This is a genomic window from Leptothrix mechoopdaensis (SeqCode) (assembly GCF_053893855.1).
The window spans coordinates 502866-529310 of sequence record NZ_CM132699.1; the positions used below are offsets into that span (position 1 = coordinate 502866).

General features: G+C 65.6%; 17 protein-coding genes. 13 read left to right on the top strand and 4 right to left on the bottom strand.

The window, feature by feature from the left end:
• Positions 1-11 precede the first annotated feature (11 nt).
• The 3 genes from biuH to ACWA7K_RS02300 are packed head-to-tail and all read left to right on the top strand — an operon-like array spanning position 12 to position 3051.
• On the top strand, positions 12-737 hold the full coding sequence (gene biuH, locus ACWA7K_RS02290) for a biuret amidohydrolase (RefSeq protein ID WP_456165256.1): 726 nt from the start codon (positions 12-14) through the stop codon (positions 735-737).
• Positions 734-2374: an ABC transporter ATP-binding protein gene (locus tag ACWA7K_RS02295; RefSeq protein WP_456165258.1), complete on the top strand. Its 1641-nt coding sequence runs from the start codon at positions 734-736 to the stop codon at positions 2372-2374. Before biuH ends, ACWA7K_RS02295 begins: the two co-directional genes overlap by 4 nt.
• Positions 2371-3051 (top strand): cysteine hydrolase family protein, encoded by a 681-nt coding sequence (locus tag ACWA7K_RS02300; protein ID WP_456165260.1) that lies wholly within the window; start codon positions 2371-2373, stop codon positions 3049-3051. Before ACWA7K_RS02295 ends, ACWA7K_RS02300 begins: the two co-directional genes overlap by 4 nt.
• Positions 3052-3093: 42 nt before the next feature.
• On the opposite strand, the gene ACWA7K_RS02305 is transcribed toward ACWA7K_RS02300, so the two are convergent.
• The 4 genes from ACWA7K_RS02305 to ACWA7K_RS02320 all read right to left on the bottom strand — a co-directional run bounded on the left by ACWA7K_RS02305 (position 3094) and on the right by ACWA7K_RS02320 (position 7494).
• On the bottom strand, positions 3094-4386 hold the full coding sequence (locus tag ACWA7K_RS02305) for a M16 family metallopeptidase (protein ID WP_456165262.1): 1293 nt from the start codon (positions 4384-4386) through the stop codon (positions 3094-3096).
• A 38-nt stretch (positions 4387-4424) separates the two neighbouring features.
• The gene (locus tag ACWA7K_RS02310; protein WP_456165264.1) at positions 4425-5603 is read right to left on the bottom strand and encodes a septal ring lytic transglycosylase RlpA family protein; all 1179 of its coding nucleotides are present in this window, start codon (positions 5601-5603) and stop codon (positions 4425-4427) included.
• Between the two features lie 46 nt (positions 5604-5649).
• Positions 5650-6513, bottom strand: a complete 864-nt coding sequence (locus tag ACWA7K_RS02315) for a septal ring lytic transglycosylase RlpA family protein (protein WP_456165266.1) — start codon at positions 6511-6513, stop codon at positions 5650-5652.
• Positions 6514-6711: 198 nt separating this feature from the next.
• Positions 6712-7494, bottom strand: coding sequence for an exodeoxyribonuclease III (locus ACWA7K_RS02320; protein ID WP_456165268.1), 783 nt, complete (start codon positions 7492-7494; stop codon positions 6712-6714).
• A 300-nt stretch (positions 7495-7794) separates the two neighbouring features.
• Here ACWA7K_RS02320 and ACWA7K_RS02325 point away from each other — a divergent pair, with 300 nt between their 5' ends.
• Genes ACWA7K_RS02325 through dpdD form a run of 10 tightly spaced genes read left to right on the top strand, consistent with a single transcriptional unit; the run spans position 7795 to position 26433 of the window.
• The gene (locus ACWA7K_RS02325) at positions 7795-8439 is read left to right on the top strand and encodes a hypothetical protein (RefSeq protein WP_456165270.1); all 645 of its coding nucleotides are present in this window, start codon (positions 7795-7797) and stop codon (positions 8437-8439) included.
• A gap of 39 nt (positions 8440-8478) precedes the next feature.
• Positions 8479-11736 (top strand): protein DpdE, encoded by a 3258-nt coding sequence (gene dpdE / locus ACWA7K_RS02330; protein WP_456165272.1) that lies wholly within the window; start codon positions 8479-8481, stop codon positions 11734-11736.
• Positions 11737-11774: 38 nt separating this feature from the next.
• Positions 11775-14294: a protein DpdF gene (gene dpdF / locus ACWA7K_RS02335; RefSeq protein ID WP_456168658.1), complete on the top strand. Its 2520-nt coding sequence runs from the start codon at positions 11775-11777 to the stop codon at positions 14292-14294.
• Positions 14291-15190 (top strand): protein DpdG, encoded by a 900-nt coding sequence (gene dpdG, locus ACWA7K_RS02340; RefSeq protein WP_456165274.1) that lies wholly within the window; start codon positions 14291-14293, stop codon positions 15188-15190. The genes dpdF and dpdG overlap by 4 nt, the downstream gene beginning before the upstream one ends.
• Positions 15187-18258, top strand: coding sequence for a protein DpdH (gene dpdH / locus ACWA7K_RS02345; RefSeq protein ID WP_456165276.1), 3072 nt, complete (start codon positions 15187-15189; stop codon positions 18256-18258). Before dpdG ends, dpdH begins: the two co-directional genes overlap by 4 nt.
• Complete coding sequence (locus tag ACWA7K_RS02350) at positions 18255-18980, top strand: hypothetical protein (RefSeq protein WP_456165278.1); 726 nt, start codon at positions 18255-18257, stop codon at positions 18978-18980. Before dpdH ends, ACWA7K_RS02350 begins: the two co-directional genes overlap by 4 nt.
• Positions 18977-19954 (top strand): DEAD/DEAH box helicase, encoded by a 978-nt coding sequence (locus ACWA7K_RS02355; protein WP_456210311.1) that lies wholly within the window; start codon positions 18977-18979, stop codon positions 19952-19954. The genes ACWA7K_RS02350 and ACWA7K_RS02355 overlap by 4 nt, the downstream gene beginning before the upstream one ends.
• Before the next feature lie 59 nt (positions 19955-20013).
• The gene (locus ACWA7K_RS02360; protein WP_456210313.1) at positions 20014-23691 is read left to right on the top strand and encodes a helicase-related protein; all 3678 of its coding nucleotides are present in this window, start codon (positions 20014-20016) and stop codon (positions 23689-23691) included.
• Positions 23688-24212 carry a phospholipase D-like domain-containing protein DpdK gene (gene dpdK, locus ACWA7K_RS02365; RefSeq protein WP_456165282.1) on the top strand — a complete coding sequence of 175 codons (525 nt, stop codon included), beginning with the start codon at positions 23688-23690 and terminating at the stop codon, positions 24210-24212. Before ACWA7K_RS02360 ends, dpdK begins: the two co-directional genes overlap by 4 nt.
• Positions 24205-26433 carry a protein DpdD gene (dpdD, locus tag ACWA7K_RS02370; protein WP_456165284.1) on the top strand — a complete coding sequence of 743 codons (2229 nt, stop codon included), beginning with the start codon at positions 24205-24207 and terminating at the stop codon, positions 26431-26433. Before dpdK ends, dpdD begins: the two co-directional genes overlap by 8 nt.
• Positions 26434-26445: the final 12 nt, after the last annotated feature.

The window sequence follows — 26445 nt, forward strand, 5'->3', positions numbered from 1 at the left end:
AGTCTCATCCGATGAGCCAGACCTTCCTCGCCTCGCAGCCCTATCCGTGGCCCTATGACGGCTCGCTGAGCCCGGCCAACACCGCGCTGGTCGTCATCGACATGCAGACCGACTTCTGCGGCGTCGGCGGCTATGTCGACACGATGGGCTACGACCTGTCGATGACGCGCGCGCCGATCGCGCCGATCGGCCGCCTGCTGGCCGAGGCCCGCCGCACCGGCCTGCACGTGATCCACACCCGCGAAGGCCACCGGCCCGATCTCGCCGACCTGCCGGCCAACAAGCGCTGGCGCTCGCAGCGCATCGGCGCGGGCATCGGCGACGCCGGGCCGTGTGGCCGCATCCTGGTGCGGGGCGAACCGGGCTGGGACATCATTCCCGAGCTGGCGCCGTGGCCCGGCGAGGTCATCATCGACAAGCCCGGCAAGGGCAGCTTCTGCGCCACCGACCTGGAGCTGATCCTGAACCTGCGCGGCATCCGCAACCTCGTGCTGACCGGCATCACGACCGATGTGTGCGTGCACACGACGATGCGCGAGGCCAACGACCGCGGCTTCGAATGCGTCATGCTGACCGACTGCACCGGCGCAACCGATGCCGGCAACCACGCGGCGGCGATCCGGATGATCCACATGCAGGGCGGCGTGTTCGGCGCCACCGCCGCCTCGGGCGACCTGCTGGCGGTGATGTCCGACTGGCCGACGGTCTCGCCCGCGATGGTGGGAGCCGGCGCATGACTGCCCCGCTCGACCCGCCCGATCCGGCCCGCGCCCCGAGCGGCGCGCTGCAGCTCGACACCTACCGGCTGACCCGCCGCTTCGGCGCCTTCACCGCGCTGGACGACGTCACGCTGACCGTGCGACCCGGCACCGTGCATGCGCTGCTGGGCGAGAACGGCGCGGGCAAGAGCACGCTGGTCAAGTGCGTCGTCGGCTACCAGCCGCCGAGCGCCGGCAGCGTGCTGATCGATGGTCGCGAGCAGGCCATCACCTCGCCGACCGTCGCCCGCCAGCTCGGCATCGGCATGGTCTACCAGCACTTCACCGTCGTGCCCGGCATGACGGTGGCCGAGAACCTGCTGCTGGCGCGTGGCACCTTGCCGACCTGGATCGACTGGGCCTCGGTGCGGCGCGAGCTGTCGGCCTTCCTGGAGACGACGCCGTTCCGGCTCGACCTGGACGCGACACCGGCCGACCTGTCGGCCGGCGAGAAGCAGAAGCTCGAGATCCTCAAGCAGCTCTACCTGAAGCCGCGCCTGCTGATCCTCGACGAGCCGACCTCCGTGCTGACGCCGCAGGAGGCCGACGAGGTGCTGGGCGCCCTGCGCGAGCGGGCCCATGCGGGCGACTGCAGCATCGTCATGATCACGCACAAGTTCCGCGAGGTCAGCGCCTATGCCGACGATGTCAGCGTGCTGCGGCGCGGCCGGCTGATCCACAGCGGCGCGGTCGCCGACACGACGCCGCAGAAGCTGGCCGAGGCGATGGTCGGCGGGGGCGAGGCCGCTGCCGAGGTCCGGCAGGAACTCGCCGACGAGCTGGCTCACGACCTGAGCCACCCCGGCCCGGCCGCGAAGGCTGCGGCGCCGACCGGTCCGGCGCGGCTGCAGATCCGCGGCCTGCAGGTCATGGGCGACCGGGGTGAGCCCTCTGTGCAGGGCTTCGACCTGGAGGCCCATGCCGGCGAGATCGTCGGCGTGGCCGGCGTCTCCGGCAACGGCCAGCGCGAGCTGATGGAGGCGCTGGTCGGCCAGCGCCCGCGTGCGGCCGGCACGGTGACGGTGTCGGGCGAGGCCTATGCGGCGCGGCGTTCGCAGAACCGTCGGCTGAAGGTGCGCAGCCTCCCCGAGGAGCCCTTGCGCAACGCCTGCGTCGGCCACCTCAGCGTGGCGCAGAACATGGCGCTGCGCAGCTTCGATGCGCCCGAGTACGCACGGGGCGGCTGGGTCCGCTGGGGCCGGCTGCGGGCGCGGGCGCGGGCCTGGATCGCCGACTACGGCGTCAAGACGCGCGGCGAGGACGCGCCGATCCGCACGCTCTCGGGCGGCAACGTGCAGCGCGCCGTGCTGGCGCGTGAACTGGGCGAGCCGGCCGACCTGCTGCTGGTCGCCAACCCGGTGTTCGGCCTGGACTTCGCGGCGGTGGCCGAGATCCACGCCCGCCTGCGCGCGGCCCGCGACGGCGGCACGGCGGTTCTGCTGGTCAGCGAGGACCTCGACGAGCTGCTCGCGCTGTCCGACCGCATCGTCGTGATGAGCGAAGGCCGCATCGTGTTCGGCTGCGCGGCGGCCGAGGCGGACCGGCACACGCTGGGGTCACACATGGGGGGACATGCGGGCGGACACGCCGAAGCACATCCGGAGCAAGCGACATGAGCGGCACCACCTTCCACCTCTCGGCCCGGCCCTTCCCGATGACGCTGGCGGGCGCCGGCGGCACCGCGCTGGTCGTCATCGACATGCAGCGCGACTTCGTCGAGCCGGGCGGCTTCGGCGCGTCGCTGGGCAATGACGTCAGCCTGCTGCACACGGCGATCGAGCCGATCGCCGACCTGCTCGCGGCCTGGCGTGCGCGCGGCTGGCCGGTGGTCCACACGCGTGAATGCCATCGGCCCGATCTGAGCGACTGCCCGACCGCCAAGATCGGCCGTGGCAGCCCGAGCCTGCGCATCGGCGAACCCGGCCCGATGGGCCGCCTGCTGGTGGCCGGCGAACCGGGCGCGGACATCATCCCGGCGCTGGCGCCCCATGCCGGCGAATGGGTCGTCGACAAGCCCGGCAAGGGCATGTTCTGGGCCACCGGCCTGCATGAGCGGCTGCAGGCCGCCGGCATCACGCACCTCGTGTTCACGGGGGTCACGACCGAGGTCTGCGTGCAGACCTCGATGCGCGAGGCCAACGACCGGGGCTACGACTGCGTCATCGTCGAGGACGCGACCGAGAGCTACTTCCCGGCCTTCAAGCGTGCCGCGATCGACATGATCACGGCCCAGGGCGCGATCGTCGGCTGGAGCACCGACAGCGCGACGCTGCTGCGGGCCTTGCCGGGCTGAGCGGCCCAGACCCAGACCCAGACCCAGACCCGCGCAGCCGGTTCAGGCGTTCGCCGGAACCCCGAACGCCGCCTCACACCGCTCGCGCAGGCCGGCCGGCACCTTGCCGGTGACCGCGAGCGCGGGCGGCTGCGCCAGCATCGTGGCGAAGCAGGCGCGCACCGCCTCGGCATCGACCGCCTCGATCGCCGCGCGCTGTTCGGCCGCGCTGCGCACGCGGCCGAGCACGAACAGGTCGATGGCGGCGTCTTCGAGCCGTCGCAGCGGGCGTTCCAGCGCATGCAGCTGGCGCACGACCAGCTGGTTGCGGGCGCGTTCGAGGTCGACCGGCTCGATCTGGCGGGCGTGCTGGCGCAGCAGCGCGAGCGTCTCGGCCAGGAACTCGTCGAGCTGGTCCGAGCCGGTCGCCGCCTCGATCACGAACTGGCTGCCCAGCTCCAGCGGATCGGCGTTTGCGCTGACGTGATAGGCCAGCCCGCGCCGCTCGCGCAGCTGGTCCAGCAGCGGCGAGCTCATGCCTTCGCCGAAGACCGCCGCCGCGACCTGCGCGGTCGCGTCCAGCGTCGCCAGCGCCGGGGCCGGCCAGCCCAGCACCAGCTGGCTCTGGCTGCTGCCGGTGTGGCGCTTGATGCGGATGCCGCCGCGCCAGGCCGGCGGCTCGACCACGTTGGGCGTGCCGGCCGGCAGGTGGCCGAAGGCGGCCTCGACCGCCTCGCGCACGTCCTCGGGCTGCATCGGGCCGGCGACCGCGACGATCAGGTTGCAGCCGGTGTAGCGCGCCTGCACATGGGCGATCAGCGTGTCGCGGTCGAAGCGTTCGATGTTGCGGCGCGTGCCGATCACCGGCCGCGCGAACGGGTGCAGGCCGTAGCAGGCGCTGTCGAACAGGCGGTAGGCGACCGCATAGGCGTCGTCCTCCAGGTCGGTCAGCTCATGCAGGATGACCTGCCGCTCGCGCTCCAGCTCGGCCGCCGGGAAGGTCGGGTTCAGCACCAGGTCGGCCAGCATGTCGATGAAGGCGCGCGTGTCGGCCGCCAGCCCGCGCATCTGGTAGGCGGTGTGGTCACGGTCGGTGTGCGCGTTGACCTCGGCGCCGAGCCGTTCGGCATCCAGGTTGATCTGCTGGCAGCTGCGCGCGACGGTGCCCTTGAAGGCCATGTGCTCGATCACGTGGCTGATGCCGTTGAGCGTCGCCCGCTCATGCTGGCTGCCGCTGCGCACGAACACGCTGACGCTGGCACCGGCCGCGCCGGGCTGGTGGATGGTGACCGCGCGCACGCCGTTGGCCAGGCGGTGCACGGTGGTGTCGTCGATCTGTTGCGGGGCGGAGGTCATCGGGCAGGGGGCATCGGGGGAGAAGGACGTGTTCGGGTTCAGCGGCGCTCGACCAGCATCGGCACCAGCTGCAGCTGGCTGCGCAGGCGCTCGGCAGCGGCCTGGGCCTCGGCCTTGCTCGGGAACGGGCCGGCCTGCAGCTTGTTGAGCGACTGCTCGCGGAACAGCGTCAGCAGCGGCGCCAGCCAGTCGGCCTCGCCACTGAGCTTGCGCTGGAACTGCGCCGCGCCATCGGCCGCCTTGAAGGCCCCGAGCTGCAGCCACCAGCCGCGCGCGGCCTGCGTGCCGGCACGTTCCTGCGGCATGACCTCGGGCGGCGCGGCGCGCGTGGCGGCCGGGCTCGGCTGGGTGTTCCATTCGGCGGCGGCGGACGACTCGATCGTCGGGACGACCAGCGGGGTCGGCACGGACACCGGCACAGGCGTGGGCACCGGCGCCAGGCTGCGGCTCTCGCTCGTCTGCGGCGCCGCCACCCGGCCGATCGTGGCCGGCGCGGCCGGGGCGACCCGCTGCGGCGGGGTGGTCTCCGCCGGTGCCGGATCGGCCTGCGCCAGCGTCGCAGCGTCGTCGTCACGGCGCCAGCTGCCGGTGCGGATCGCCTCGTGCGTCAGCCGCTCGACCTCGACCGGCGCGACGCCGCCCAGCAGGCCCAGCTTCAGCGCGGCCGTGTACGACAGGTCGATCACGCGGCCACCCTTGAACGGACCGCGGTCGTTGATGCGCACGATCACCTCGCGGCCATTGGCCGGGTTGCGCACGCGGGCGTAGCTGGGGATCGCGAAGGTCGGGTGCGCCGCCGTCATCGCGTACATGTTGTAGAGCTCGCCGCTGGCGGTGCGCCTGCCGTGGAACTTGCGGCCGTACCAGGACGCCAGACCGCGCTCGATGGCCGGCTCGTCGGCCGTCATCGGCCGGTAGGTGATGCCGTCGACCTCGTAGGGCTTGTTGGGACCGCCCTGGCGCAGCGGCTCGACCTTCGGCTCGGCATCGGGCACCAGGTGCAGGTTGGGCGGCGGGTTGGCCTCGGCGCCATCGCGGCTGCCGTCCCAGGAGGCCAGTGGCGGGACCGGTGCCGGCGCAGCAGGCCGGCCGGCGCCGCCTTGCGGGCTGCGGGCCGGTGGCGTGGTCGAACAGGCGGCCAGCCACAGCAGCGCGGCCAGGCTGGCGAACAGGGCAAGGTTCGGGCGGGCGTTGGCGCGTTCGACGGGTGGATGCATGGGGCGATGTTCGCCCAAATCCGCCGGCCGACCGGCCCGCCCCGGCTCAGGGCGCGGCCACCGCCACCCAGTCAGGCGGTGCGCGGCCCAGGTCGGACCAGCCCGATCCCGTGTGCGCGTGTGGCGATCCGCCCGCCGAGCCGGCCGACCAATCCGCCACGCTGGCCAGCAGCGTGTGCAGCCCCACCCCGTCGATCAGCCCACCGCTCGACGGCGGGCCGTCCAGCCGCCAGCTGCCGGTGCGGATCGCCTCGTGCGTGATGCCCTCGACGATCACCTTGGCCGTGCCCGCGCCCTTGGCGAAGCCGAGCTTGAGCGCGGCCGTGTAGGACAGGTCGATGATCCGGCCGTAGCGGAACGGTCCGCGGTCGTTGATGCGCACGATCACCGCCTTGCCGTTGACCGGGTTGCGCACCCGGGCGTAGCTCGGGATCGGCAGCGTCGGGTGCGCCGCCGTCATCGCGTACATGTCGTAGACCTCGCCGCTGGCCGTGCGCTGGCCGTGGAACTTGCGGCCGTACCAGGACGCCAGGCCCTCCTGCCGCAGGCCGACATCGGCCGGCACCGGCACATGGCTCTCGCCGCGTGCGACATAGGGCTTGTTGGGCGCGCCGTTGCGCACGAACTCGATGCGCGGCACCGGGTCGGGGATGCGGGTCAGGAAGGGCGGCGGATTCGGGTCCGGGCCGTCCGGGCCGTCGAATGGCGTGCTGCGCAGACCGGGCGGTCGCGGGATCGGCGCCGGGCCCGGGCCGGGACTGGACGGCAGCATCGCGGTCGGCGGCTGCGCCTTCACGGCCGCGCCGTCGGTGGCCAGCTGGCGCTCGGGCGGCGGTGGCTCGCAGACGACCGGCGACGGCGGCGGCAGGCTGCCGCAGGCGGTCAGCACGGCGGTCGCCGAAACGGTCACGAGGACCGTCCACGGCGCACGCGGCGCAAGCCCCGCCAGCGGCGTCGACGGGAGGCCGTCTGCCCAGCGACGGCGAAGAGGGCGCGTGCAGGTCCACATGGAGTGGACATCGGCCGCCGCCCGCCGCGCTGGAGGGCCGCGCGGCGCGTGTGCGCCGCCGCCGTGACGAAAGTCGCTCGATCCGCGCCCGGCGGGTCGTCAGCCGGCCGGCAAGGCCAGCTCGACCCAGACCGGCGCGTGGTCGCTCGGCCGCTCGTTCTTGCGCGGCGCCTTGTCGATCTGGCAGGCCGTCACCGCCCCGCGCAACGCCGCGCTGACCAGCACATGGTCGATCCGCAGGCCCTGGTTCTTGCGGAACGCGAGGTTGCGGTAGTCCCACCAGCTCCAGCTCTTGGCCGGCTGCTCGAACAGCCGGAAGGCATCGACCAGCCCCAGCTCGCACAGGCCCTGGAAATGCGCGCGTTCCTCGACCGTGCAGTGGATCTGGCCGGTCCAGCCGACCGGGTCGTAGACATCGGCATCGGTCGGCGCGATGTTGAAGTCGCCCATCAGCACCAGCTGCGGATGCCGCAGCAGCTCATCGGCCAGCCAGCCGCGCAGGGCATCCAGCCACGCCATCTTGTAGACGAACTTCTCGCTGCCCGGCGCCTGCCCGTTCGGGAAGTAGCCCCCCACCACCCGCACCCCGCCGACCGTCGCCGCGATCACGCGGGCCTGCTCGTCGGCAAAGCCGGGGATGTTGCGCACGACCTCGTCGGGCCCCGCATCCCCCCGCGACAACAGCGCCACGCCGTTGTAGGTCTTCTGCCCGAACCACGCCACCCGATACCCGGCCGCCTCGATCTCGGCGGCCGGAAACTTGTCATCGGTGAGCTTGGTCTCCTGCAGCACCAGCACATCCGGCGCCGCACTGGCCAACCAGTCCAGCAACTGCGGCAGACGGACGGCGAGGGAGTTGACGTTCCAGGTGGCGAGTTTCAAGGATGTCCTAAGTGATTGTTTTTGAACAACTTCTAAGTCTGTCATGTCTTGATCTACCCCCTGTCGTACCCCCGTTTTTCGGGGCTTCATGCCGTCGCGGCAAGTGACTGCCAGAGCGTTGTGGCCATCCTACAAGCCGAAGTGCGTTTGAGCCGTTGAAGCACCCGCCGCGACTTGGCGGTTGCCTTGTTCTTGAGCGGTGCCGAAGGAGTGGCCATTGCCATTTCTCCCATGCTCGTTGGATGACGGCGCCGCACCGTCGGACGGACCATGGCTGCCAGACTTCAAGGAGAACCCGCCATGGACGACTGCAAGACCCGCCCGGTCGACATCGACCGGCTTGAAGACATCTTCCGAGCGTGCGAGGCGGCCAAGGAACGGCCGATCGCGATCGAGCGCCACTTCCAGGTCCTGGCCGAGCGTGAGCCCCAGGTCAACACCCGGCTGGGGCGGGTCGACCGCGGCGACGGCCAGTCCCACTGGGATGTGGTCGTCGAGGTCGACGGCGTGCGGGCCGGCGGCCGGGCCCTGCCGCTGCCGTTGCGTGGTGAGGCCAGCCGCATTCCGCGCCGCCGGCTCGACGAGGCGGCGCAGTTGGAGCGGCTGCAGGCCCACGTCCCCGACCACCTCGCCTTCAGCGCCACGCCCGCCGACTGGGTGCGCAGAGTGCGCCGCATCCGGGATCCGCGCGTCGAACCGCGCATCGCGACCACGCTGTTCGGCAGCGATGACCGGCGCGCCTTCCGCGACACCGCCTACCCCTGGTCGACCGTCGGCCTGGTCGAGACCAACCGCGGATCGGGTTCGGGAGTCATGATCGGCCCGCACTCAATCACGGGATGTACATCCCAAACACAATCTGTAGTCGCCGTTCCGTTCTGCACTCTCGTGTGGATTGAACCGGTGGGGCCCCATCGACTTGAGGGCCTGACTTCCCAAGGCTAGTCTTGTACAGTAACTAGAAAGATCGGGGAGATCTGTTTGGTGACTACCGTCAACAGGAGTGTTGTTGGGGCGTTTGTTATCGTCTCAACCCAACCGTTGCGAAGGCTTGGGGTTGGCAAACTAGTCGATGTGTCTGACCAGAAGGCAACTATCGCCTACTTCGACGTGCCAGGCACTGATCTGGCACACCAGATCAGTGCCCACGTCGCGGAGGTGCGAGTCGTTTCGTTACCGCAGCAGACTCGTGTCTTCCGTCGAGATCAGGACACCGGTCGCTGGCAAGTGGGTCGGATCGTCGACGGCGAGGGCTCGACGTGTTTGGTGGCATTCCCGAACAAGGTTGTTGCCAACGTGCCTAGAGAAGATCTGGAGGTGCGTTGGCGCAAACCTATTGCCAACCCTACGGATTTTTTGATCCGCCAAGTCACTGAAACTCCACTCTTCGCGGCCGCTCGATCAAAGTTCGTGCGCGCTGTAACTGCCCAACGGGCCGCTTGCCGCGGCATCGGCGCACTGCTGTCCTCGTCGGTCCAACTGGCTGACTATCAGTTCAACGTCGTGCGAAAGGTACTGCAGGACCCCGTTCAGCGCTACTTGCTGGCCGACGAGGTCGGTTTGGGCAAGACCATCGAGGCTGGACTGCTGATTCGCCAGTACACCCTGGACGTCGCCGACGCGCATGTTCTGCTGATCGTGCCACCGTCGCTGGTGACGCAGTGGCGCAACGAACTCATTCAGCGCTTCGGACTGCGTGACTGGCTCGACGACCACGTTTGGATCGTTTCCAACGATGACTTGAGTGGTGTCAACGAGCGAATCCAGATGGCGGGGATGGTCGTCATCGACGAAGCCCATCACCTGTCTCGCAAGTCCGCCGATACCGCTCACCCGCTGTACGAACTGCTGCGCAGGCATGCGCCATCGGTGCCTCGGCTGTTTCTGCTGTCCGGCACACCAGTGCTCGCAGACACGGAGGGCTTCTTGCGGATCCTCCATCTTCTCGACCCGGTCGTCTTTCCGCTCGACGACTTGGCGGGGTTCGAGCGGCGCGTGCAATCACGGCAATTAGTGGCGGAGATTGCAGCGTCGCTTCAACCTGAGAACGTGTTGGCCATGGAGGACGACCTCGACCGATTGCGTGACACCTTCGGCGACGACTCGACTCTCATGAAGCGCGTTGACGCCCTACGGCCCATCGTGCAGTCGTTACCAGAGGAGGATGACGAGCACTTTTTGGCTGCATTGGGCGATCTTCGTGCGCATCTTTCGGAGACCTACAAGCTGCACCGACGGGTTCTCCGCAACCGCCGCAAGGCGGTTCCCTGGGCCACCCCGCAGCGCAAGGGACTTCAGACGCTGGGTTACGCCAGCCGCTGGCAATCCGAGCGCCACCGGGTGATCGACGACTTGCGTGTCTACCTGTTGAATGCCAACGAAGCGCCAGTAGCAACTCAGGCTCTCTTCTCGAGCGCCGTACACGCAGGGAGTTCAGACTCGCTTGAAAAGACGCTCGTGGCCCTGGGCATCTACGACACGCGCGCTCGGGATCTGGCGCAACAGGCCGACGAGCTTAAGCGCCGCGCCGACGAAGCCGGAGAACGAGATCAGGTCACCCACGCGGCCATTCGCGACTGCCTGTCGACGCCTGGCGTTCAAGTGGTGGTGTTCTGCGATGAGTCCGGCACAGCGGATCGGCTGACCGCGTCGCTAAGTTCTGCACTGAGCGAGACTGTGGAGGTGCTTCGGCACGACTTCACCGCCAACGAAACCGACACCGATCAGGAAGAGGAGGGTGAGGCTTGGCGCCGGTTTCTCAGCGAACCGGATCGATGCCGGGTGCTGGTCTGTGATGCCCGAGCCGAGGAGGGCCTCAATTTGCATGGTGGCCACAAAGTGGCCTTCCACTACGACCTTCCGCCCGCTCCCAATCGAATCGAGCAACGCCTTGGACGTCTAGATCGTTTTGGCGTAGGCCATGCGATCCGATCCTTGGCTCCGGTCTGCAGGGACGATGCCGCGGAAGTGGCGTGGGTCGAGTGCCTGGCGGAGGGCCTGCAGGTCTTCAACGTTTCAATAGCCAGCCTTCAGTACCTGGTCGAAGGTACTCTCAAGACAGCTGTTCAAGACTGGTGCAACGAAGGCGTTGGCGGATTGCTGCGGTGGCGGGACCAGTTGGCGGGTTCCACGGGTTGGGCCGCGCGGGAGCGGCGCCGCATCGACCAGCAAGACAGCCTTGACGCCATGGGTGATCCCCAGAGCGAGGAATTCGAACACCTACAAGAGGCCGATAGCCAGTGGCGGGACTGGCGATCCGCTTTTGATGGTTTTGCTTTCAATGCGCTGCTGTTTCATAGTCGCCCTGAAGCTTGGACGGGAAGCCTGCCTGAAGGCGAGCGGGTGTTCCGTCTTAACTACACCCGCGACAACAGCCGCCAGACTCTGTTGTCTCTGCCGGACTTTGTCAGTCAATTCCTTGGAACCATTGATACCGAGTCACGACACAGCACGGCGAGATCGCCCCTCACGTATCCCTACGCCTACAGTCGTCACACCGTGATGTCAAAGCAAGGGCAATCAAGAGGGCTCCGATCGCTCAGATACGGCGATCCGCTGGTCGAGTCATTGACGACGTTCTGTCAGTCTGACGATCGCGGACGGGCTTTTGCAATGTGGCGCTGTCGGCCTGCTTTCGAAGCGCGTGACGCGAGCGGGTGTGATCTTTGGTTTCGCTTTGACTTTGTCGTTGAGCCTAACCTCACAGAGTCCGACGATGACGCCGTACGTGCCCTGAAGCGCAGAGCGGAGCAGCATTTCGCGCCCCAGTTTTACACCGTGTGGGTTAGTGCGGCGGATGGCGCCACATTGCAACCCCCAGATGTTCTTTTGGAGGAATATCGCAACTCGGATCACCTGCGCGGTCGTGACTTCAACCTCAATCCCCGGCGGTGGCAGACGTTACAGATGCAAATCGACTCGGTGCCGTGGTTGCTAGAGTGGAAGCGCCACTGTCAGAACGCCGCAGCCAGCGCTCTGGCCTACATCAACGGCCACGATCTCGTTCACCAGCAAAGGGCCCGAGGCCTAGCCTCTTTGAGGAATCAGCACGCGACGCGCGTTGCACAGATCGAATCTCGGCTGACTCGGCTCACGGGTGTGGCGCGGGTCATGGAACAGCGCGACCTGGACGATGAAGAGGTGTTGTTCGCACGCCTGAACGATGCGATTCGGGTGCCCTCTGTACGCACAGACGTCGCTGGCGCCATTTTCGTGTCGGCGAGCGCGCCGTTCGTCCAATGAACTCAGCGGACGGCGGTGACTTTGACGTCGCAGCACTGATGAACCTGTGCAGCCAGTGGCCTGCACTCGCGGTGCCGACCCTTCCCGCGAGGGACCCGCTCCTTGAGCGACTGAGACAAGTGCTCCTGGCGATGGGTCGGCACCCGGCCTCGGTTTCCGGGACCGACTGCATCGCCCTGGTTCGGCATGTGCTGCTACGCGTTGCGCCACAGGATGGCCAGGCACCTTGGCTGCGAGTGCCTCTCAGCGACGGATGGCCCACCACAGACCAGTGGCGGCGAGCGCAATTCGAGGTACTGCCTGGCCCCACCTCGCTCAATGTGCAACCGCGATGGCCCCGTCTGGGTTTCCTTGACACGCAGGCCGACCTGTTTGACGACGTCTTTCAGGCCATCCAGTCTCGCCCCCGACACGAGGTCGCCGCCGACCCCGTGCTTTTCGAGTCTATGGGCCTGCCCAACTACACAGGACAAGGACAGCGAGAAGCCGTGCGTGCCTTGCTGCACCTGCCCGAAGGGCACACGCTCATTGCCAACCTGCCGACGGGCAGTGGCAAGAGCCTGCTGGCGCACTTGCCCCCCTTAGTCGAGCAGGAAGGTCAGATGACGCTGGCCATCGTGCCCACGGTCGCACTTGCCTTGGATCAGGCTGCGCGGATGAAGGAGTTGTTGCGGCGGCGATTTCCTCACCGGGAAATCCCGCCACTGGCCTTTCATGGCGGTCTGACCAAGGAGGAGCGGGCCCAGGTCCACCAAGCGATCCGGCAAGGCACGCAACCGATCCTATTCGCCTCGCCCGAGTTCGCTGTCGGCAGCCTGCGAGAGGGCCTAGAGCAGGCCGCATCGCAGGCCCGCCTGCATCGGGTCTTCATTGACGAGGCCCATCTGGTCATTGGTTGGGGCAACGGATTCCGCCCGGCGTTCCAGTTGCTCCCCGCACTGATACGCATGCTGCGATCCCGTGCCAGTCACAACGGCATCCGCGTCGTTCTGGCTTCAGCCACGCTGACTGACACCACGCTCAGAGACCTGCGAGAGTTGTTCGGCCCTGTGCACCAGGTCCATGTGGTCTCTGCGGTGCACTTGCGCCCGGAGATCCGGTATGCGACCTTGCCTTGTGCTGATCCGGATCGGGTCGATCGGGTGCTGGAGGCCGTTCAACTGGCCCCAAGGCCCTTCATTTTGTATGTCACGCGACCCGACGAAGCCGACTCCTGGCTGCAGCGACTACGCCAGGCAGGCATGAGGCGGGTGAACAAGTTCACGGGCGCAACACCTCCCGATGAACGCAAGCGACTCCTGGAGGCTTGGGGATCGAACGAACTTGACGCCATGGTGGCCACGTCGGCGTTTGGCCTGGGCGTGGACAAGAGTGACGTTCGGACCGTCATCCATGCCACCTTGCCGGAGTCTCTAGATCGGTACTACCAGGAGGTCGGGCGGGCAGGCCGAGACGGTAGGGCAGGTGCTGCGCTGCTGTTTCACACCCCCAGCGACGAAGAGCAGGCCATCAGTCTGGCATGGCCCAAGCTGATCGGCGATGAGAAGGCCTTCGAGCGCTGGAGCAGCATGGTCGATGCAGCCCAACCTCACCTCACGATCCCGGAGGTGTACTGGGTCGATCTGACGCAACTGCCGTACCATCTTCAGGTCAAGTCAGAAGCCAGCGTGGATTGGAGTGTTCGCGCCCTGACACTCATGGCCCGAGCCCAACTCATCGAGTTGGTTGCGATGCAATCTAATCAGGTGCTTGAGGACGAGACCCCGCTCAACTTCAGCGATGCCACTCGTGCGGCGGTGCGGATCCTGAGCGATGGCCATCGGCATCCCGGCGTTTTTGCCAGCGAGATGGCACGTGCGCGTGACGAAGTCCGACGGGCGTCGCTGCGAGGCCTGAATGCCATGCGAGATGTGGCCGCGGGTCGCCTGGAGATCTCCGTGGCCCTCAACCAGATGTACTCGGTCCGCGGAGATTCGTGGGTCCCGGTCACGACATGCTGCGGTGGATGTGCCTTCCATTGGGAGAACCGTCGCGAGACCGTTCACTATGCAGCGCCTGTTGCTGCACGTCTGCCGGCGTTCGCTCCTCGTTCGCTGGTCGCCCTGGATCGGATGACTCAGATGCGAGCCCTGGGCAACCTGCTGATGATCGCCGCACCACGAGACAAGGACTTCACGCAGACTTGCTCCCAACTGCTCGCGGCACTGGCGCCTCTGGTGGCTTGCCATACAGTCGCATGGGACCCCGACTTCGCCGCGACAAGCGCGCCCCTGGTAAAGCAGAGCATCCCAACCGAACAGAGGATGCGGACCTTCTTCGATACGATCCTACCGGACTCCTTGCGTCATCTGACCTCAGGCGAGGGCGAAGTGCGGATCCTGATCTGGACCCAGAATGACACCGCTGAACTCTGGAATCACCTGAAGCTGTCACCCGCCCAATTGGAGATCCTGGTGATTCCGGCAGACTTGCCCCATCCCCATCACCCGATGCGCCGACTGATTGATACCACGCCCTACACGGTGGCCAGGGACTTCCTACAGATCCTGAATCCATGAGCCTGCTGAACCTTACCAGCGACGGTCTGCCCAACATACTGGTCGTGCTCTACGCGGCCATCGCCAAGGCACGCGCGCCGATGACCGCTATTAAGTTGATTGAAGCGGTTGCGCCGGAGTCGGTGGTCAAAGACGCGCGACTCGCCAAAACCACTCTGAATCGCTGGACCGACCTGGGCCTCTTCAATGAGGATCCCGACACGAAGGTACTGTCCCTTCACCGACCCCCTCCGACCGACATGAAAGGCGAGGTCGACATCGTTCGGGCAGTTCGGATGGAGGCTCGCCATGTTGCGCTGTCTGAAGCGAACAATGGAGACCTGTGGGCCCGCGAAGAGGCCCGAGCGGCGGATCTGACTCGATCATTGGCCTGGATGCTGGCCTTGGACGTGTACCGCCAGGGTGCTGAGAACCTGTTTTCGCTCGCGAATGACCACATCTCCGGGACAGACCTGACCTTGATGCAGAACGAAGCGCGAGTCGTTGGACTAAAGGCTTGGGGGTACTTTCTTGGATTCGTCCGTCACCCCAAAGCGATCGATATCGATCCGACACTGGCCATCTCGGAGGTTGTGCCGGAGTGCATCGGCCCCGGCGAGGAGATGCCAGCCAGAGACTTGATCGAAAAGCTTGCCCAAGTCTTGCCTGTGATTGACGGAGGCCGCTATCGCCAGGCCGTGTTGGACAAGTTGAGGGACAACGCACTGCCGCCTTTGCAGGCCACCCAATTGTCGACTTCGTTGTCACGGGCCCTCCATTGCTTGATGGTCAACCAGACCCTGAACTTCAGTTCTCGCGCGGATGTGGGTAGCAGCATCCTCCTGACGGGCAGGGATGGACCGCAGACGAGCCATCGCTACACCTGGGTCAAACGACCGCGCAGGGGGGCGCAATGACTTCACTCAGTGACTTCTGGCCCAGCCCACAAAACATCGCCGAGTGCATCCGGACCGAGGCCGAGGTCGTCGACGACGCGGTGCTGCTGGCGGTTCATGAACCCGGACCGCTGATCACGCGGACGGCCAATGGCGCGGTCGAGCGACCCGCTACCGAGGCGAATCTGCTGGCGTCCCTCATGCGAGACGCTAGCGACGGCAGCGCCGTGCTGGTGGCCATCACCGGTGAGTCGGGTGTTGGTAAGTCCCACCTTGTCCGCTGGCTGTATGCGCAGTTGCAACGTCATCCCAGGCGCGACCAGTTGGTGATCGTTCTGGTGCCCAAGACTGCGAGCTTGCGCCAGGTCGTCGAGCGCATCCTGCAACCGCTGCAGGGCGAGGCCTACTCGAAGCTGCTGGCTGAACTCAGCCAGACGGTAGATCACCTCAGACCCAGTGACGCAGCCGAAATGCTGTGCACGGCAATCAGCCTCGTGCTTAAGCAGAGGTTCGACGAGGGCATGGCCTCGCTGCAGGCTACCGACCGCGAAGACCGGAAACTGCGCGAGCGACTAGACCTGACGCGTGTATTGCGGGACCTGATCCGCGAGCCCGAGGTCTTCGATCAATGGTTTCGCACCCCCCTCGAGCGCATCGTCCGCCAGACGATCGAAGGGGGCAGCGAGCAGCAGACCGGAGAGCAGCGCCGCTTCGTGCCGGCCGACCTGGATCCGCCGGAGTCCTATATACCCGATGGCATTCGCCGCACGGTTCAGGCAGCGCTGCAGAAGCTGACTCGCAACGACGGCGCCAGTCGGCCTCTGGCTGCCGAGATCCTTCAGGAAGCCCTGGATCCGGCTCTGCGGGATGTCTTCCAGTTCTCTCGGGCTCTGGGGCAGCGCACGATCGAGGAAATTGTCGACGGCATCCGCCAGCAGTTGCTCAAGGAGGGTAAGGAACTGGTGCTGCTGATCGAGGACTTCGCAGCCCTGGCGGGCATCCAGCAGCCTCTCCTCAACCTGATGATCGCGGAAAGCGATCACGGTGGGGTGCGCGTGCGGGCCCCCATCCGGACAGCCCTGGCGGTCACCGACGGCTTCTTGCCCAGCCGGCAGACCATCCTGACGCGTGCCAAACAAGAGTGGCTGATCCCCAATACGGCGGCTACGCCTCAAGCCATCATCGATCGGATGGTGTCGCTGGCAGGCCGGTATCTCAATGCCGCTCGCTGGGGAGCAGAAGCCCTGCGCAAGCAGTTCGAGGTCAATCCGGCCGGCGAAATCGAAGGCTGGGTCAAACCGTTCCCCACAGAACTGTCCGACGACGACCTTCACAGACTCTCGGCCTTTGGCGCGAGCCCCCAGGGCTACCCGCTCTTCCCCCTGTCTGACCTCGCCATTGAATCGATCGCACGCCGCGAGCTCAGCCCTGGCGGCGAACTTCGCCTGAATCCCCGTGCTTTCATCGACACGGTCCTGCGCCAGACCCTGTCGCATCGATCGCTGTACGAGAGCAGGGCCTTTCCGCCGGCCAACTTCAAAGGGGCCGCTCCCAACGCGACCGTGCAGATCGCGCTCAAGGCCCGCGGGATGCCGCGGGAGCAACTCGAGCGGCTCGCGCCCGTGCTGGACTACTGGGCTGGCAATCCAGGCAACCTCAGCGATGCGCCGCGGGCCGCCAAGGGCGTGTTCGAGGCTTTCGACCTCCCCTGGCCCTTCGACACCCCACTTGGAAACGTGGCAGGAGCGGCCTCAGGCGTTGGCCAGGGCTCTGTTAAGGCACCGGTAGCGCAGCCCGTATCGCCGCAGCCTCCTCCTCCAGCCTCCACCCCGGCACCCGAACTGGGGTACCTCAACTCCTGGTCGCTAGGCAGCATCGATCAGAAGTCGGCACTGCGCGTTCGCAAGTTGCTGGCTGAAGCCCTGAAGGATCGAATCGAGTGGTCCGTATACCGTCTCAAGGCTAGGTCGATCGAGATTGCTCACCTCTGGTTGCCGTATGCAAGCGTTGGTAATCCCACTAACGAGCCGAAGTTCGTGGTCGCCGCCGAAGCAAGACCGCTGGACCCCGTGCTGCTGGCGGGCCTGGCTGCGCTGGAGCGTTGGAGCGAAAACAAGAAGTCGTGGGACTACACAAACGCCGAAGCGGACTACCCGATTGCTCAACAGTTGCTCGATCGCATCGAGGCACAGGCCGTTGCCTGGCACACCACGTCGGCAGAGCAGCAAGCCGGCGTCGCCCTCAAACTCCTTCACCGTCAGGCGCTCCTGCTGCGCTTGAGTCACGCGGTCGAGCCCCGTACGCCCCCGCTGTCTGATTATTTCGCCGGTCTGATTCAACCGCCCTGGGAGCCTGACGCTGCGGATACCCAACCCGCCGCGATGATCGCCCGAGTAATCGGCCGTGCCGAAGCTGCCCGCGCTACGGTCTCCACGATCGTCGCCAGGTCCTTAGGGTGCTTCCAAGGTGACGGCGACACCGTGCAGGCCATCGACCTCAGACGAACCAAGTCTGCCTGGCGTCAGCCGTTGCCAGAAGCCGGCACGATGCTCATCAGCACGCAATTGGGAGACTTCAAGACCGCCGCGGATGAGATGTTCAATGCATCCCGCGTCGAAGGACTCCTGAAGCGATACTCAGCGGCGACGACCCACGTCCTGCTTGCGATTCGCGAGCGTCTCAGTGATTGGGAGGGCGCCGGCCCTGCTACACAACTGCTGGAACAACTTCAGCAAGCCCAAAAGGCCGGCCTGTTTGCCTTGATCAAGTCCGGCAATTTTGAGCAATCCAAGCGGGCGGTCGAGACGCTGTCCGCTGAAGAGGCCCGCCAACTGATCCGTCAGGCACTGGCGTTCAAGGAGCCCGACCCAGAGTCATCGATCGAGACACGTCTGCTGGCCTGGTCAGCACTGAACATGCGGCAACTCGTTGCTATCAGCGACGCCTTGGCGCTGCTCGACAGGGTCTTGCCGGATTTGGATCGGGCGGCCGACTCGCAGCTGAGCACTCTTGGCGGCGCGGACATCGGGGCCATGTTGACAGGCTTGCAGACTGATCTCGAGTCGATCACCAAGGAGGTCGGGCAATGACCACTCTCGTGCAGCGTTGCCAGACCTTGGAAGCCAAGATCAAGTCGCTGGCACAGGCCAAAAGACTTGCCACAGACCTAAAGCACGTCCAGCAGCGCACCGGTGAGTGGCAGGCTCGGCACTCCAAGCTAATGAGTCTGCGTACCCAGACCGCACCCTTGACCCTCTCGAGCCAAGATGCGGCAACGGTGGCCTCGAAGAGAGGCGCGCTTCGCCAGAATGCACAGAAGGTGCTGTCCCGCCTCCTCGAGAAGGAGGACATCAAGGAACTCACCCACGATGCGGCTTGGACGCGCCTGCTCAACGCCTGCCAAGGCCTCGCAGAGGAACTCGATGCAGCGGGGCGCAAGGCTTGGCGCGCCCATCTGGAGCAACTCGGCACCCTGGAGAGTCCGACCACCCTACGCTCGCGGACGCCGCCGACGCCCTCCAACGACCATGCGCTGCGGGCCTATCAAGACAGCTACGCCGCCTTTGCGGCGATCGCACGCTTGGAACTCCCCCGATCCCATGACGACCTCGTGCAGATCTCTGCTCATGTGACGTCGTGTCGACAGGCCTTCGCTCGACTTGCATTCGACTTGCCGGATGAGGTCAAGGCATTCTATGACGCCATCTATGCAGGCACCGCGACCCTCGCGCACGTCACCCCGACGGTCGCGAAGTGGCTTGGCGAGCAAGGGCAGTTGGATCGCTTCCGCGTTCGGAGTGCCCAACAGTGAGTCTTGCACCCGACCTGGCTTTGGCCGAAGCGGCTCTTGATCGCTTGGAGCGACTGGAAGTACGCGTTCTGGTCTGGGGCTTGGTCGACAGCGCGCTGAGCGAGTCGGAGGTTGAGGAAACGCTGAGAGATGTCCTGAACGAACGCCAGGATATTGCCGCCGATCCGAAGTGCACGATCGACACGGAAGCTGCGCTCCAGAAACGCCTGATCGAACTCGGGCACCTGTTCGCTGTTCCCGGACGCCCGGCAACACCGCCGAGGTTTCGGACACGCATGGCTGAAGGCGTTCGTTTGTTTGCCCGCCTGCGCCAGATGTTCCCGCGCCAGCACGAGGGACCGGACTGGGTGAGTGCCGCCACCCTGGTGGCCGACTACCGCTTGCTGTGGCGCCCTCGGAAGTACCCCGCGCGCAATCTGACGACCGCAGCGTCACGGGAGATCATTGCGGCGCGCGTGTCCGATCCCAGAGTGCTGACCGCCGTTGCCACGTGGTTCGATGGCGGCAGCCCGCATTGGAAGTTCGCGCGCTTCCAGATCGACGCGGCTGCCCGCATTCTTGAAGGCCTGACGGGCCGTGGCGCACGAGGCACGCTGGTGTCTGCGGGAACGGGTAGCGGCAAGACGCTTGCCTTCTACTTGCCAGCGCTATCGTGGTTGGCAGCTGAGCGAAGAGCCCAACCCGGCGCTCGCGGAGTTCGGGTCCTGGCGCTATACCCCCGAAACGAACTCCTGAAGGACCAACTCGCCGAGGTCTACGAACAGTCGCGCAAGTTTGATGCGGATCTGGGCAAGGTTGGGACCACGCTCAGCATCGGCGTGCTCTACGGGGACACCCCTGAAACGCTGAAGTCGATAGAGAAGAAGTGGCAGAAGACTCGGGGCGAGTGCCCCTTTTTCGCTGCCCGCAGCCGGGCTGTGGCGGAGGCCTGCGTTTGGCAGGCGCAGGCGGCCCTGAGAGCCAGGGCCGCCTGACCTGCGTCACATGTGGGCACGTCGTCGAATCGCTGCACCTGCGGTTCACCCGCAGGTCGATGATCGAGGACCCGCCCGACATCCTCTTCACTTCTGTGGAGATGATGAACCAGCGGCTCGCCGACTCGCAGATCAGACACCTCTTTGGTCTTGGGCCCAGGGCCTCAATGGCGCCGGCGTTAATGCTGCTGGACGAGGTGCACCTCTACACAGGGACCTTTGGTGCGCAGACGGCTCACTTGTTACGGCGGTGGTCGCACCTGAGTCGCCGTCAGACCCAGTTTGTCGGGCTGTCCGCGACCATCGCCGATGGGCCTGCGTTCTTTGCCTCGCTGGTCGGCTTGGACCGCAGTGTTGTCGAGGAGATTGCACCAAATCCTGACCACATGGTGAATGAGGGCGCCGAGTACATGCTGGCCTTGAGAGGCGACCCTGTATCTCAGGCCGCGCTCCTGTCGACATCGATCCAGGCCATGATGCTCGCCTCTCGCCTGCTGGACACCCGGGAAAGCTTCACCAAGGGAGTCAAGCCGTTTGCTGGCTGGCGCAGTTTCGCCTTCACAGACCAGCTGGACGCGACCAACCGGCTCTTCTATGACCTCCGGGATGCGGAAGGCCGCTCCGAACAGGGTCACCCCGCGAATCGCCGGCACCCTAACGGCGGACTGGCCCACCTGCGCCGCGCCGGTGGGAGCCTGCGCCGCTATGAGGGGGGGCAAGATTGGAGGGCTCTCGAAGCCAATGGCCATGTACTGTCCACCCGGCATCGCGTGGAGAGAACCACGGCGCTCGATACCGGTGTCAGCCACGACGCCGAAATCGTCGTCGCTACCGCGGCGCTGGAGGTGGGCTATGACGACCCGGCAGTCGGAGTCGTCCTGCAGCACAAGGCCCCTCGAGACATGGCGCAGTTCCTGCAGCGCAAGGGCCGGGCAGGCCGTACGCGTCATATGCGCCCCTGGACAATCATGGTGCTGTCCGACTACGGCCGCGATCGCTTGGCCTATCAGGCATACGAACAGTTCTTCGACCCTGAATTGCCGCCCCGTGAACTGCCCCTGAGCAACCGCTACATCCGGCGTATGCAGGCGGCCAATGCTCTGATCGACTATCTCGGCGTGGCCATGCAGCAAGGCGAGCCTGCAGGTTCAGTGTGGCGGGACCTGTCTGGACCACAGTCCACACGCTTGGAGGGCTGGTCGCGTCCGGCAGAGGACCAGATCAAGCAGAACAAGTCGAGCTTTCCGCTGAATGCGAGTCAGTGGAGAGCAGTCAAGAGTGAGGCGATTCGGATCGGCCCTGCAGGCGAACACAAGTTTGCTGGTAGCAACTGGCTGCAGGATCGCCTGCGTCGAGCCTACCTCACGCAGCAGCTGGTCAACCTGCTCAGGGATCCAGCCAAACTAGAAGACCTCACACGCTTTCTCGTTCAAGCGCTGGCCCTTTCGCGCGAGGAGGTGGACACCCTGCTGTGGGAGCATCCGCGCCCGCTGTTGCTGACCGTCGTGCCCACCGCCTTGAGACGCTTGGCTACCAACTGGCGTTCCCATGGCCAACCGGCCACCGACCGACGAAACAGCCACCCGCTTCCCGAGTTCATGCCGGGAACGCTCTTTGCGGACTTGTCTCTGCCGGAGGTCCAGCTTCAGGGCGGTCCATTCGATGACGTGGCCCTGCCCGTGCTGCAGGCCTTGAACGAACTGGCCCCGGGCAAGGTCTCCCGTCGTCTGGACCAGCCGTTGTGGATCGGACTTTCGGACGCTGAGCTCGCTGCCGATCTCGCGGCCGTGACGACGGCTCGTGAGGTCGACGTCACACGCTGGTACGACCTCGATCCCCAGTTCGACTTTCATCGTTCCGAAAGCGGACAGGTGAGCGCGTGCGCTGCCTTTCGCCCCGTGGCAATCAGACTTGTCTCGCCCCCACGGCGGCCGGAGCTGCGTGACACCTCCAACGCGCGACTGATCTGGCGGACCCAACTGTTTGGGGGTCGCGTGGGCAATGTCTTCGACGCTCCTTCGGACCGAGTCGGCATCGCCCGACTGGTGCAGCGCGTCTCTGTTCACACCCACGCCAGCCAGTCGGCAGCTACGGTGCGACGGTACGCCGTGGCCTCCAGCGTCAATCTGCGCGTGGCGACAGGCAACCAAACAGTCGACCACGCAGCCTTGTGGCACTTTACCCAGGGGGGCAAGCCCTGCGGCATCGGATTCGAAGTCGAGGCCGACGCACTGTGCCTCCACATGAACCTCCCAGCTTCCCCGAGCGCAACTCTTCTGCAGGAGGGCGCCTCCATTCTCCGCGCCGCCCGCAGCGCGCGTTTTCAATGGGAAGCTCAGCATGGCCCGGCGCTGGCCGGCACGGTGGGCAACGTCTTCCTTCGAGGTTGGCTGGCCCAGATCTTCAAGGTGGCTGCGGTAGCACTCGCTCAGGAGCGCGAGCTCTCACTGGGGCAGGCGATTGACCGGCTGCGACAACCGTCTGAGCAACCCAGACTGCGGGACGTCCTGGTCACGATCTTCCAGTCCCCAGATGCGCCTGACGACGACGACCACCTAGTACCGGGAAGGGAACCCCGCCTCCGTTCCAAGTTGACCGACGCGTTTGCTGACGCTGTGACACGCGACGCCCTCGCCACTTTGGCGCACCAGATCCTGGCCGAGCCCATCGATGCCGCTTGGGATGACTGGCTCCGACGGGCCCAACTGCAGACCTTTGCGGCCGCCTTCATGGACGCCATCCAGCAAGCTTGCCCCCAGGTGGACCCGGACGACCTCATGGTCGACACCGATCCAGGTCCAACGGAGGAGGGCAAGGAGCGAGCCGAAGTCCAGTTGTGGATCTCGGAGGCCAACCCGGGCGGCAACGGACTCATCGAACAGGTGGTTGAGGTCATGGCCACTCGGATGGATCACTTCTACCGCCGCATTGAAGCCGCGCTGGGGCCCTCGGAGTTTGAGCAGATCGACATCCAGTTGCAGGACTATCTCCAGCGAATCGGAGGCCCGACGCCCGAGACCGCCTGGATCGATGCAACCCAGGCGGTCCGCTCGGCATCGTCCACCCAAGAGGCTCAGGCAAGCCTGCTGTGTTTGCGACAGTTCCTGGCGGCCCAAGGCCACGGTGTGTTCCACGGCTACGTTTCAGCGATCAGCAATCGACTCCTTCGTCCGAACAGCCCTCCTGATCTGGACCAACTCCTTGCGGAGTTGCTGCAGGCTTGGGAGGCCCTGGAGGGGCGACTGGGTGTCGAAGTCGATGCACGCGTCATGTGCGCCGTGTTCAGCCAAGACCCCCGTATTGATGCGGCATTTGCGGCCGCTGACTTCCAAGTGCCTTCCGCTCAACTCGTGACCTGGCGGTTCAGCATGCTGCTGGGCGTGCTCTGGGCCAGGGGCCACGGACTGCGGGCCCATGCCTTGCCGGTCACAGAGCGGTTCGCCGAGAGGCCCATGACTACGGACCGCCTCCTGTTGGCACCGTGGCTGTCGCCACCCAAACGTGCCTTGGCCGCCGATGCCGCCGATCTGCAGGAGCAACTGCACCAGCAACTCAAGCAAACCGGTCAGGCAGTCGTTTCGGCGGGCCCCGACCCGGCGCAGATCCAGCGAGTGATCTGCCTGGCCGCCACGGTGCCCGTACAGCTCGAGTACCTGAATGTCTATCCTCGCCTGACATCCGTGGTCCGTGCAATGGGATCCGTGGCCCTCCACTTTGAGTTGGAGGCCACAGCATGAGCGGTACCCGCAAGATTTACAAGGGTGCGGTGACTTCGCAGCATGCCGTCAGGGAAGTGTTGACGATGGTGTTCGCCCAGGAGTTGTTGGCGCCCAGCAAAGAAGTCTTCATCGTCGCGCCCTGGATAAGCAACATCGTCGTCTTCGACAGTCAAATCGGCCAGTACGCCACCCTCAATCCCGAGTGGGCGAAGCGTGAGATTCGTCTGGTTGAGGTCTTGGTGGCCATCGCTGCCAACGGCACCACACTGCACATCCACACCCGTCCGGACGATCACAACAGAGTCTTCAAGCGTCGCATTCAAGAAGCTCTCGGGGATGCTGGTCTGCTCGATCAACTGCGCTGGGCCGATCGCAATGCGTTGCTGCACACCAAAGGCGTCTGGACAGACCGGGTTCTGATCGACGGCTCGATGAATCTGACAGAAAGCGGTGTGGCGCTCAACGAAGAGGCCGTGACGGTCTCGTTCGATCCTGAGCAAGTCGCTGCAGCCCGGGTGCACTTTGCCCTCTATGAGTAGCACTGACACCCTTGTCCACCGTCAGCGGGCTGCGGCACTGCAAGCCGCGTTCTTTGCGTCGCCCAACCGCTGCAACTGCGCGACCATCAGTGACGATCCGCAGGCGCAGAGCGCGCTGCAGACCTGCTTGAAGGGCCATGCTTCGGGCGCTGTTGACCGAGGCGTGCTCTTACCTTTCCGGGAAGCGGCCGCTGGACCGACGGCTTGGTTTGTCTGTGCCAGTTCGATGCAGATGCTGCGCGCGCTCCAGGACGAAGTGCGCGCCTTCATTGGGCCGAGTTTTGCCGAGGAGAGGGCGCAGAGCCGGCCACTGGACACGGCGGACCAGCATGCACTGCCTCTGATCGAAGCGGCAGGCTGGCTTTCTTTCCGCCTCGACTCGCCTGATCCGCGCAGCGACACCCGGCTGTTGAACCAGTGGCGACTCTATGAGGACCTGCTCAGCCGCCGCCCACGGACTCCGTCGTACGTACCCAGTACGTTTCACCAGCTTCGCGCCTCGTTCGATCGCGCCTTGTTGGCACGCAATGAAGTCGCTGCCCAGGCCGCCATGGCGGCCCTGCGCGAGAGGTTCGGGGTCTCGGCAGAGAACCGCCTGTACCTCGAGATTCGGTTGGCCGCTGCCTTTGAGCGCTGGGATGCCATCTCTCAGCATCCGCTGCTGCCGAGGTTGATTCACCTTCAATTGCCACCCGAGACGTACGGCGATGTGATGGAGGCGCTGTACCGCGAGCACGCTCAGGCGTTCGAGGCTGGCCCCACGCTCGAACCACTTCTTGATCAGTTCCGAACCGAGATCGGCATACCGGCTCTGCCGCTCTTCAAGACCCGCCGTACCTCTCGCCGCCCCTCGGTTCTCAAAGCCTTTGTGCTCCACGAACTGCTACAGGACGAGCCTCAATGGGCGGTCTGTGAGCGACTCCTAAAGGGGCTGCCGGTCGGCGCGTTTGGTGCGGTCGACGCTTTGGTGCGCGAGCGATGCGCAAAGTCACCCCGAGCGGCTGACTTTGAAGCCGCCCGGGCGGCACTTGCGAACGAGGAGTTCGACCGAGCTTGGGAGTTGCTGTGGGTCCTGCCGGACAGCGTTGACGTGTTGCGGGGCCTCATCGCGTGTGCGCGGGAGTCGGTCGACCCCGACAAGGCTGCAGCTGTCTTGACTCGACTGGACGCTTCGGAGACTGCCGTCCGGTCGAGCGTCGAGTCGGCATCGGCCACGCGCCTGGCGAATCTTCGCGCCAGCTACCGCCCTCCTGCGGGACCATCTGAGAAGGCCTCCCCCTTCGTTCGTTGGACGGACGAGCCCGAAGAGCGCTATGTCGAACGCTGGGCGGAGTTTGTGCGTTCGGTCGAACCGACAGCGCTGTTGGCGCACAGGGACGTAGTCAAGGTGGCCGTCGAGTGTCTGATGCACCTTGCCGTCGACGACCCGGCTCTGCTCGAGCGGCTCTACCCGCTGTGGCACGAGTTGTTCATCGAGCGTATCGATCCCAACCCGCTGCTGGTGCCGGTCTACCTCGAGATGCTGGAAGCGCTTCGGGCGCGTGATGTGTTTCAGCGAACGGACCAGGAACTGATCCATCAGATCCTTGTGACCATCATTGAGAGCGGTGACGACGCATCGTATCGACAGGCGGTGGACACCGTGTCCAAGGTCTTTGGGGTAGTTCGGTCCCCACATGCACTGGGCTGGGCCCTCGATGTCTGTGACACGTTGTCCAAGCGGCGGGTCCGCGATACCGACGCGCGGCTTAGGCTTCTCACCCAGGTCATCCAGGCGTGTAAGGAGTTCAGTTCCCGACTGGACCGTCTGCAGATCCACCAACTACGTCTGCTGGCCAAGGAAGCCCAACTCGAATCGCCCGAGTTGCCCGAGGCCACTCCTTTAGCCGACCAGGAGACGCAGGCGCCCGACGGGACACCCTACCGGGTCGCGATCTACAGTCTGGACGAAGCCGCCACACGGCGCGCCGTGGAGATCTTGAAGTCGCTACATCCCCACTGGGTCATAGACACCAACGCCGACCAAGTTTGTACCGATAGGCTCAAGGCCTTGGCCCATAAAGCCAATGTGTTTGTCTTCGCCTGGCGATGCAGCAAGCACGCCGCCTACTACTGTGTGAAGGCCAGCAGTCAGAAGGAGAATTTGGTCATGGCCCGTGGGGTAGGAACCACCAGCTTAGTTGCTGCAGCGGTCGAATTCCTGCACGGACATCAGACCTAATATGTCGGTTGG